Origin of the sequence: Sphingobium sp. Z007 (assembly GCF_900013425.1) — a bacterium.
Classification (GTDB): Bacteria; Pseudomonadota; Alphaproteobacteria; order Sphingomonadales; family Sphingomonadaceae; genus Sphingobium.
Window position 1 is genome coordinate 1111935 of the sequence record NZ_FBXK01000005.1, and the last position, 10181, is coordinate 1122115.

At 62.5% G+C, this 10181-nt stretch carries 9 protein-coding genes; 7 read left to right on the top strand and 2 right to left on the bottom strand.

Annotation, left to right across the window (positions count from 1 at the left end; genetic code table 11):
* Window positions 1-34 precede the first annotated feature (34 nt).
* From CEQ44_RS13320 to CEQ44_RS13340, 5 genes are read left to right on the top strand one after another with little or no spacing between them, the layout of a single operon-like run.
* On the top strand, window positions 35-1060 hold the full coding sequence (locus tag CEQ44_RS13320) for an aspartate-semialdehyde dehydrogenase (RefSeq protein WP_088182224.1): 1026 nt from the start codon (window positions 35-37) through the stop codon (window positions 1058-1060).
* Between the two features lie 8 nt (window positions 1061-1068).
* Complete coding sequence (locus CEQ44_RS13325; protein WP_088182128.1) at window positions 1069-1707, top strand: DUF2238 domain-containing protein; 639 nt, start codon at window positions 1069-1071, stop codon at window positions 1705-1707.
* A gap of 43 nt (window positions 1708-1750) precedes the next feature.
* Window positions 1751-2512: an alpha/beta fold hydrolase gene (locus CEQ44_RS13330; RefSeq protein WP_088182127.1), complete on the top strand. Its 762-nt coding sequence runs from the start codon at window positions 1751-1753 to the stop codon at window positions 2510-2512.
* Window positions 2513-2565: 53 nt separating this feature from the next.
* Entirely contained in the window at window positions 2566-4398 is a 1833-nt protein-coding gene (locus CEQ44_RS13335; protein ID WP_088182126.1) for a M2 family metallopeptidase, read from the top strand.
* Between the two features lie 31 nt (window positions 4399-4429).
* On the top strand, window positions 4430-5578 hold the full coding sequence (locus CEQ44_RS13340) for a diguanylate cyclase (protein ID WP_088182125.1): 1149 nt from the start codon (window positions 4430-4432) through the stop codon (window positions 5576-5578).
* Window positions 5579-5668: 90 nt separating this feature from the next.
* Here the strand turns inward: CEQ44_RS13340 and CEQ44_RS13345 are convergent, their stop codons facing one another.
* Both CEQ44_RS13345 and CEQ44_RS13350 read right to left on the bottom strand, forming a co-directional pair.
* Window positions 5669-7123, bottom strand: a complete 1455-nt coding sequence (locus tag CEQ44_RS13345; RefSeq protein WP_088182124.1) for an AMP nucleosidase — start codon at window positions 7121-7123, stop codon at window positions 5669-5671.
* Between the two features lie 93 nt (window positions 7124-7216).
* Window positions 7217-7699 (bottom strand): peroxiredoxin, encoded by a 483-nt coding sequence (locus CEQ44_RS13350; RefSeq protein ID WP_088182123.1) that lies wholly within the window; start codon window positions 7697-7699, stop codon window positions 7217-7219.
* A 144-nt stretch (window positions 7700-7843) separates the two neighbouring features.
* Here CEQ44_RS13350 and CEQ44_RS13355 point away from each other — a divergent pair, with 144 nt between their 5' ends.
* Both CEQ44_RS13355 and ahcY read left to right on the top strand, forming a co-directional pair.
* Complete coding sequence (locus CEQ44_RS13355) at window positions 7844-8404, top strand: YqgE/AlgH family protein (protein WP_088182223.1); 561 nt, start codon at window positions 7844-7846, stop codon at window positions 8402-8404.
* Window positions 8405-8545: 141 nt separating this feature from the next.
* Entirely contained in the window at window positions 8546-9964 is a 1419-nt protein-coding gene (ahcY, locus tag CEQ44_RS13360) for an adenosylhomocysteinase (protein ID WP_088182122.1), read from the top strand.
* Window positions 9965-10181: the final 217 nt, after the last annotated feature.

A 10181-nucleotide genomic window follows, 5' to 3' on the forward strand; every position in this document is an offset into this window, starting at 1 on the left:
TCCGCAATCCTGCGTTGAACTGGAGTCTTTTGTCATGGGTTATAGGGTCGTCGTCGTCGGAGCCACGGGGAATGTGGGCCGCGAGATGCTGACCATTCTCGCCGAGCGCGAGTTTCCTATTGACGAGATCGCGGCGGTCGCTTCGTCGCGGTCGCAGGGGCTGACCATTGATTTCGGTGACAGCGGCAAGACCATGAAATGCCAGAATATCGAGCATTTCGACTTTACCGGATGGGACATCGCCCTGTTCGCCGCGGGTAGCGGCGCGACCGAAATCTATGCGCCCAAGGCGGCGGCGGCCGGCTGCGTCGTGATCGACAACAGCTCGCTCTATCGCATGGACCCGGACGTGCCCTTGATCGTGCCCGAAGTGAACCCGGACGCGATCGACGGCTATAAGAAGAAGAACATCATCGCCAACCCCAACTGCTCGACCGCGCAGATGGTCGTGGCGTTGAAGCCGCTGCACGATTTTGCCAAGATCAAGCGCGTGGTCGTGTCCACCTACCAGTCGGTGTCCGGCGCGGGCAAGGCGGGCATGGACGAACTGTTCGAGCAGAGCCGCAACATCTTCGTCGGCGATCCTGCCGAGCCCAAGAAGTTCACCAAGCAGATCGCCTTCAACGTGATCCCGCATATCGACGTGTTCCTGGACGATGGTTCGACCAAGGAAGAATGGAAGATGGTCGCGGAAACCAAGAAGATCCTCGATCCCAAGGTGAAGGTCACCGCAACCTGCGTGCGCGTGCCGGTGTTCGTGGGCCATTCCGAATCGATCAACATCGAGTTCGAGAATGAGATTTCGGCCAAGGAAGCGCAGGACATATTGCGCGAGGCGCCCGGCATCATGCTGGTCGATAAGCGTGAGGATGGCGGCTATATCACGCCGATCGAGTGCGTGGGCGATTTCGCGACCTTCATCAGCCGCGTGCGGGAAGATTCCACGATCGAGAACGGCATCAACCTGTGGTGCGTCAGCGATAATCTGCGCAAGGGCGCGGCGCTGAACGCAGTGCAGATCGCGGAACTGCTCGGCCGTCGCCACCTTAAGAAGGGGTAAGGCCTGTCATGATTGCCGGCGCTGTTGCGATGTGGAAGGCTCTTCCGATCGCGCAGCGCCGGATGATCGTCGCGCTGCTCTGCGCCGTTGGCCTGGCCAATATCGCGCAACCCTATCCCGACCTCGCACCGCTGCAGCATGGGCCGACGATCGCGCTGATCCTGGCGACGCCCTGGCTGCTAGGGCGTTGGCCGATTTCGACATCGTCTGTCGGCTGCATCTGGCTGTTCCTGCTGCTCCACACATTGGGCGCACGCTGGATCTACAGCTATGTGCCCTATGACGACTGGGCGCGGACGCTGAGCGGGCATGATGTCTCCAGCCTCTTCGGTACGACGCGCAATGGCTATGACCGGCTGGTGCATTTCTCATTCGGCGCATTGCTGACCGCGCCGGTCGCGGAGGTCGCGCGGCGGCATGGCGGATTGTCGCTGCGTTGGGGGCTGGCCTTTGCGTTCGCAGCGATCGGCCTGGGCAGCGCCATTTATGAGATTTTCGAATGGCTGCTCACCATCCTGGCGGCGGGCGAGACGGCGGATTATTATAATGGCCAGCAAGGCGACGTGTGGGACGCGCAAAAGGACATGGCCGCGGCCCAGATTGGCAGCGCATTGGCGCTCATCGCCCTCTTGCGCCGCCGCGGATGACACCATATCGGCAGGGCATCCCAGCCCAAGAGGAAATGCCCCGATGACCGACCTGCTGATCGAACGCCATGAGATCAAGGGTTTCGACGGATTGCCGATTGCGGTGCATATGGTCGGAACAGGGCGCGACCTGGTGCTGATCCATGGCTATTTCTCCAACGCCTATACCAACTGGATTCGCTACGGCCATGCTGCCAAGCTGGTGGAGGCGGGGTTTCGACTGATCCTGCCGGACCTGCGCGGCCATGGGGATAGCGCCAAGCCGCACGATCCCGCCGCCTATCCGGCCGACGCGCTGACCGACGATAATCTGGGGCTGGTCGCGCAACTGGGCCTGACCGACTATGATCTGGGCGGTTATTCGCTGGGCGCGCGGACGACGGTGCGGATGCTGGCGCGGGGCGCGACGCCGCGCCGTGTGATCCTGAGCGGCATGGGGCTGCGCGGCCTGGTGCAGACGCTGGACAATGGCGGCTATTATACCAATGTCCTGACCAACCTCGGCACGTTCCCGCGCGGCACGTCGGAATGGATGACCGAAGCGTTCCTGAAAACCACCAAGGGCGACCCGGCGGCGTTGCTCAATATCCTCAACACCTTCGTCGATACCGACGAGGCGACGATCGCGGGCTTCCAGCAGCCGACCGAAGTGATTTGCGGCGCGGACGACGACAGCAACGGCAATGCCCGCGAACTGGCCGATGTGCTGCCCCATGGCCGCTATGTCGAGGTGCCGGGCAATCACATGAACGCCGTTACGCGCAAGGAGCTGGGCCAGGCGATGGTCGATTTCCTGACGGCTTGACTGTATCGCCGGAGCAAGCCACCTTCCCCTGCATAACCGATCAGGGGATATCCATGAAAATCGCTATATCGATGGCCGCGCTTGCGGCTGCCCTCGTCGCTTCGCCGGTGATGGCGCAGCAGGCGCGTGTTGCCGCCACGGCTGCTGCGCCGACGGCGGCCGACGCCGACGCCTTCCTCGCGAAGGCAGAAAAGACGCTCTTCGACCAGTCGATCGTCAGCGGTCGCGCGGCGTGGATCAATGCCACTTACATCACGGACGATACCGATGCGATGGCGTCCTATTTCGGCGCGATCGATACCAGGCAGCGGGTCGATTATGCGCTGGAAGCGGCGAAATATGCGACCGCGCCAGGCTTGAGCGAGGAAACCAAGCGCCGGCTGACGCTGCTGCGCACCGCGCTGACCCTGCCCGCACCGACGACGCCGGGCGCGGCCGAGGAACTGAACGATCTCGCGACCAAGCTCCAGTCCGCCTATGGCAAGGGGAAGGGGACGCTCAAGGGCCAGCCGATCAACGGCAGCGACATTGAAGAGCAGATGGGGGTTAACCGCAACCCCGAAGAGCTGAAGGAAATGTGGGTCAGTTGGCACGACAATGTCGGCGCGCCGATGCGCACCGACTATGCCAAACTGGTCGGCATCGCCAATGCCGGGGCCAAGGAATTGGGCTTTGCCGATACCGGGGCGATGTGGCGTTCGAAATATGACATGCCGGCCGACGATTTCGCCAAGCTGACCGACAAGATCTGGGCGGAGGTCAAGCCGCTCTATGATGACCTCCATTGCTATACCCGCACCAAGCTCAATGAGAAATATGGCGATGCGGTGCAGCCCAAGACGGGGCCGATCCGCGCCGACCTGTTGGGCAATATGTGGGCGCAGGAATGGGGCAATATCTATGATGTGGTGGCGCCGGCGGGGGCAGGCGACCTGGGCTTCGACACGACCGACCTGTTGACGGCCAAGGGCTATGACCCGGTCAAGATGGTGAAGGCGGGCGAGGGCTTCTATAGTTCGCTGGGTTTCGAGCCGCTGCCGCAGACCTTCTGGGACCGGTCGCAAATCACCAAGCCGCGCGACCGGGAGGTGATCTGTCACGCATCGGCCTGGGACCTGGACAATAAGAACGACATCCGCATCAAGATGTGCACCAAGGTCAATGGCGACGACTTCGTCACCATCCATCATGAGCTGGGCCATAATTATTACCAGCGCGCCTATCAGGCGCAAAAGCCGCTCTATCTGGACGGCGCCAATGACGGCTTCCATGAAGCGATCGGCGACTTCGTGGCGCTGTCGATCACGCCCGACTATCTGGTGAAGATCGGCCTGCTCGATCCCGCAAAGGTGCCGGGCGCGGACAAGGATACGGGGCTGCTGCTGCGGCAGGCGATGGACAAGGTCGCCTTCCTGCCGTTCGGCCTGCTGATCGACAAATGGCGTTGGGGTGTGTTCGACGGATCGATCCCGCAGAGCCAGTATGAAAAGGGCTGGACCGACCTGCGCCTGCAATATCAGGGCATCGTCCCACCCGTGTCCCGCGACGAGACGAAGTTCGATGCCGGCGGCAAATATCATATCCCCGGCAACACGCCCTACACCCGTTACTTCCTCGCGCGGGTGCTCCAGTTCCAATTCTACGAAGCCGCTTGCAAGCAGGCCGGATGGAAGGGACCGCTGCACCGCTGTTCCTTCTACGGGAACAAGGCCGTGGGCGCGAAACTTGATGCGATGTTGCAGATGGGGGCGTCAAAGCCTTGGCCCGACGCGCTTCAAGCCTTCACCGGCCGCCGCGAGATGTCAGGCAAGGCATTGGTCAATTATTTCGCTCCATTGCAGAAGTGGTTGATTACGCAAAATAAAGGCAAGTCCTGCGGCTGGTAAGTCGGAGTAAATCTTGGTAAATGGCTGGCGTATGAACGCGCCAGCCATCCTCCTTTCCCTATTGTTCGGCACCGCCGCCGTCATGACCCTAGCGCTTACTGTGGCATGGCTGCATTTTGGTCGGCAACGCCATGTGCTGACATGGACCGCCGCCTATGGCGTCGGCATGGTGCAATGGGCGGCCAATGCCTGCGGCTTCTTCCTGAAAAGTCCCGTCTGGTTCATCGTGACCGGCGTGGGATTGATTATCAGCGGTTCATTGCTGGCCATCGGTATTCGGCAGCGGTCCGGCAAACCTCTGCGTCTGGCCGCTTTCGTCATTCCGGCGGCTATCGTCATAGCCGCTATCGCGTTCGCCATCGGCCCGATCGGCAGCCAGATCATGCAGGGCCTTATCATTCCCGTCTATGTCGGCGCGTTGCTGGCCGTCAGCGCCGCCTCGCTCTGGCCCAAGGGCCGATCTTTCACGCCCCCGGAACTGGTGTTTTTTCTCGCCCTGCTGGCTTTCGTCGTCGTTCAGTTCGCGCTGGCGGGGTCGGCCATGCTGATTCGCGGTCCCGACATCGGCAAGGATCTCTACCGCCTGATTTTCAGCATCTTCATGCCCACTATCTATGTCGCGACGGCGGTGACGGCGGTGCTGGTGGTGGCGGGCGACCTGGCCCAACAATTGCGCACGCAGATGCGCCACGATCCGCTGACCCAGGTGCTGAACCGCCGGGGGCTGGACGAAGCGGCGGCGCAGGCGATGGCGCTGGCCCGGCGGCAAGGCCTGTCGCTGGCGCTGGTCGTGTGCGATCTTGACGGGTTCAAGGCGCTGAACGACGGCCATGGCCATATTGCGGGCGACCAGGCGCTCAAGGGGTTCGCGCAGCTGCTCACCAGCGCGGTGCGCCGCGGCGATGTGGTCGGGCGAATGGGTGGCGACGAATTTGGCCTGCTGCTGATGAATAGCAGCGCCGCCGCTGCTGCTGAGGTGATGGAGCGGGTCCGCGTAGAGGTCGGCCATCTGGCACTGCCTGACTATCCCGACGTGTGGCTGCGCGCCAGTTTCGGCGTGGCCGAGATGGTGGCTGGCGACGGGCAGTTGGAGGATATGGTCGCACGGGCGGACGCGGCCCTTTACGCCGCGAAGAAGGACGGCAAGGACCGCATCAGCATCTGGCAGGAAGCGGCTTAAGAGATAAAGGTGTCGCGGACTCCCGCAGGCGTGAGTCCAGTTTCTACGTCAGGACTAGGCTCCCGTCTGCGCAGGAGCACATGGCTTGGACTAGCGGAACGGCGGTTCGTTGAAAGCGCGCAGCTTGCGGCTGTGCAGCTTGGCCCCTTCCTCCCGCAGCAATTCGCAGGTCATGATGCCAACGCGCAAATGGCTGGCGATCGCTTCTTCGTAGAAGCGATTGGCCTGGCCAGGCAGCTTGAGTTCGCCATGGATCGGCTTGTCCGACACGCACAGCAAAGTGCCGTAGGGGACGCGGAAGCGATAGCCCTGCGCCGCGATGGTGGCCGATTCCATGTCTATGCCGACCGCGCGCGACAGGCTGAAGCGCAGGGCGGAGCTGGAATAGCGCAATTCCCAGTTACGATCGTCGGTCGTGACGACGGTGCCGGTGCGCAGGCGGCGCTTGAAATCCTCCGGGTCGCTGTGGCCCAGCACGGCCTCGGCCGCCTGCGCCATCGCGACCTGCACCTCGGCGATGGCCGGCACCGGAATTTCCGGCGGCAGCATTTCGTCCAGCACATGATCGTCGCGCAGATAGGCGTGGGCCAGCACATAGTCGCCGATCCGCTGGCTGGGGCGCAGGCCACCGCAATGGCCAATCATCAGCCAGGCTTCGGGGCGCACGACGGCCAGATGGTCGCAGATCGTCTTGGCGTTGGACGGGCCAACGCCGATATTGACCAGCGTGATACCACTGCGGTCCGGTGCGATCAGGTGATAGGCCGGCATCTGATGCCGACGCCAGGCGCTGTCGGCGATCATCCGCGCGGGATCGGCGGTTTCCGGGGTTACATAGACGCCACCTGCACCTGAAAGCGCCGTATATCGGCTGCCCTCCCGCTGCAATTCGTCGCATGCCCAGGCGACGAATTCATCAACATAGCGGTGATAATTGGTGAACAATATGTAGCGCTGGACATGCTCGGCCGGGGTGCCGGTATAATGTTTGAGGCGCGCGAGCGAGAAGTCCGTGCGCAGCCCGTCGAACAGGGCAAGCGGCCGGTCGCCATCGGCATCTGGCATGAAGAGCCCGTCGGCGATCTCGTCACCGATTTCGGCCAGTTCGGTCGCGGGGAAGTGCCGCGCCAGTTCGGTCGGCGGGGTGCCGTCCAGCGCGCTCATGTCCAGCCCGTCGAGCACATAGGGGAAGGGGATCTGCTGTTCGCTTAGGCCCGCCTCCACATCCACGCCATAGTCGCGGACGAGCAGGTCGATCTGTTCGGCCAGATAATCGGCGAACATGGCGGGCCGGGTGATCGTGGTGGCGTAGCGGCCAGGCTTGGACAGGCGGGCGAAGGAGCGGCCGGGCGGGGGCGCGTCACTGTCACCATGATAGGTGATGCGCAATTCGGGATAGCAATAGCGCCGGTCGGCCTTTGCGGTCGCCGAAGGCACGCTGCCATCGCGGGCATAGGCCCGCATCGCTTCGCGCAGATTTTCGATGGATGTCTGGTAAATGCGGTCAAGTTGCGTGACCGTTGCGCTGCCGATGCTTTGTGTCATCGCCCCCTGTTACCGTCTTTGCATGACGGAAGGAAGACGCGCTGTGCAGGATGGGCGGCGGATTTTAAGTCCGCCGCCCATCCTGCTGAAACATCAGAGCTGTTCGAGCATATGGTCGGCCGACGAAACCTTGAAGTCGCCAGGCGCCTCGACATTGAGTTCCGTCACGACGCCGTCCTTGACGATCATCGAGAATCGCTGGCCGCGCTGGCCCAGGCCGAACTTGCTGCCGTCCATGGTGAGGCCGACGGCCTGCGCGAAATCGCCATTGCCGTCGGCGAGCATCGTGACCTTGCCGTCCGCGCCGGCCGACTTGGCCCAGGCGCCCATGACGAAGGCGTCATTGACCGCGGTGCAGGCGATCTCGTCCACGCCTTTGGCTTTCAGCGCTTCGCTCTTGTCGATGAAGCCGGGCAGATGCTTGGCCGAGCAGGTAGGGGTGAAGGCGCCGGGCACCGAGAAGATGGCGACGGTCTTGCCGGCGAAATAATCGTCGGACGACACGGCCTCAGGGCCGTTTTCGGTCAATTGGGTGAAGGTGGTGCTGGGAAGGCGATCGCCCTTGGAAATGGTCATGTGTCTCTCCTGGCCTTGTGACGGGCGGGAGGTCGGCGCTGCCAGGGCCGCTGTCAAGACGCCGGGCCAGTTATATGTCGCAACGCCCCGCCGGTGCGACCATGTGTCCTTGGCAAGTGGGCGATGCTGGCTATATTCATGTTGATGACCCAGACGCGCTTTTACAGCGGGCATTTTCTGCTCGCCCTTCCCGGCATGGCGGACATGCGGTTCGATCATTCGGTGGTGGCGCTGTGCGTCCATGACGAAGACGGCGCGCTGGGCATAGCGGTGGGCGAGGAGATGGACGGGATCACGCTACGCGAATTGCTCGAAAGTTTCGATATCGACGGCAGCCGGGTGCCCGATATGCCGGTGTTGCGCGGCGGGCCGGTCGAACCGCGGCGCGGCTTCGTGCTCCATTCGCTCGACTGGGGCGGGCAGGACATGGTCCATGTCGGCGACCGGTGGGGACTGTCGGGATCGCTCGACATATTGAAGGCGATCGCGGAGGGTCGGGGACCAAGCCGCTACCTGGTCGCGCTGGGCTATGCCGGCTGGGGCGCGGGCCAATTGGAGCAGGAAATGCACGGCGACAGCTGGTTCCTGGCCGATGGCGACCCCGACCTGCTGTTCGATGTGCCAACACGGCGCAAATGGGCGGCGGCCTATGCCGCGGCGGGGGTGGATGCCTCCCACCTCGTCTCCGGCGCGGGGTCTGCGTGAACGGAAGCGTCTCACACAGGGCACATAAAGAAATCTTTATATGAGTTGCCATGCGCGCCGCCGGTTGGTAAAGGGCGTTGCATTGCCGCCGCCCGGCTAATCGCTGGCGGGGGTCCATTCTAAGCTGACGGAGATACGCTCGTGGCCACTGCACCCGCCACCCAGGCGCAGGATTATGTGATCGCCGATATCGGCCTTGCCGCCTTTGGCCGCAAGGAAATGGATATCGCCGAAACCGAAATGCCCGGCCTGATGGCGCTGCGCGCCGAATTCGGTCCGTCGCAGCCGCTGAAAGGCGCGCGCATCACCGGATCGCTGCACATGACGATCCAGACCGCCGTGCTGATCGAGACGCTGACGGCGCTGGGCGCGGAAGTCCGCTGGGCGACCTGCAACATCTATTCCACGCAAGACCATGCCGCCGCCGCGATCGCCGCGTCGGGCGTGCCGGTCTTCGCGATCAAGGGCGAGACGCTCGAAGAATATTGGGATTATGTCGAGCGCATCTTCGATTGGCATAATCATGAATCCGGCGTCTGCAACATGATCCTGGACGATGGCGGCGACGCCACCATGTTCGCCCTATGGGGCGCGCGGGTCGAGGCCGGTGAAGAATTGTTCACGCCGTCGAACGAAGAGGAAGAAATCTTCGTCAAGACGCTGAGGCGCGTGCTGGCCGAGCGCCCCGGCTTCCTGACCAAGACGGTTGCGAGCATCAAGGGCGTTTCGGAAGAGACGACGACCGGCGTGCACCGCCTTTACGAGCTGAGCAAGAAGGGCAAGCTGCCCTTCCCGGCGATCAACGTGAACGACAGCGTCACCAAGTCGAAGTTCGACAATCTGTACGGCTGCAAGGAATCGCTGGTCGACGCGATCCGTCGCGGCACCGACGTCATGCTGGCGGGCAAGATCGCCTGCGTCGCGGGCTTCGGCGACGTCGGCAAGGGCAGCGCTGCGTCGCTCCGCAATGGCGGCGCGCGCGTGCTGGTGACCGAAGTGGATCCGATCTGCGCGTTGCAGGCGGCGATGGAGGGCTATGAAGTCGTGACGATGGAAGAGGCCGCCCCGCGCGCCGACATCTTCGTCACCGCGACCGGCAATGAAGGCGTTCTAACCGTCGATCACATGCGCGCGATGAAGAATATGGCGATCGTGTCCAACATCGGCCATTTCGACAGCGAAATCGAGATTGCCGGCCTCCAGAACTTCAAGTGGACCGAGATCAAGCCGCAGGTCGATGAAGTCGAATTCCCCGACGGCAAGAAGATCATCGTCCTGTCCAAGGGCCGCCTGGTCAATTTGGGCAACGCCACCGGCCACCCCAGCTTCGTGATGTCGGCCAGCTTTACCAACCAGACGCTGGCGCAGATCGAGCTGTGGACGAAGAGCGAGCAGTATAAGAACGACGTCTATGTCCTGCCCAAGCATCTGGACGAGAAGGTCGCCGAACTGCATCTGGAAAAGCTGGGCGTGAAGCTGACCAAGCTGAGCCAGAAGCAGGCCGATTATATCGGCGTGCCGGTGGAAGGGCCGTTCAAGCCGGATCATTACCGCTACTGAGGCGGGGACCAAAAGCGCAGCGTCTTAAATCATCCGTTCGCCCTGAGTAGGGACTGAGCCTGTCAAAAGCCCGTATCGAAGGGTCAGCGCCTACCTCGATCCTTCGATACGCCACTTCGACAAGCTCAGTGGCTACTCAGGACGAACGGAATGAATAGCTGGATGTGAACGCTTGTAATGCGATGAACAGAAGAGGGAGGCATTCGTGCCTCCCTTT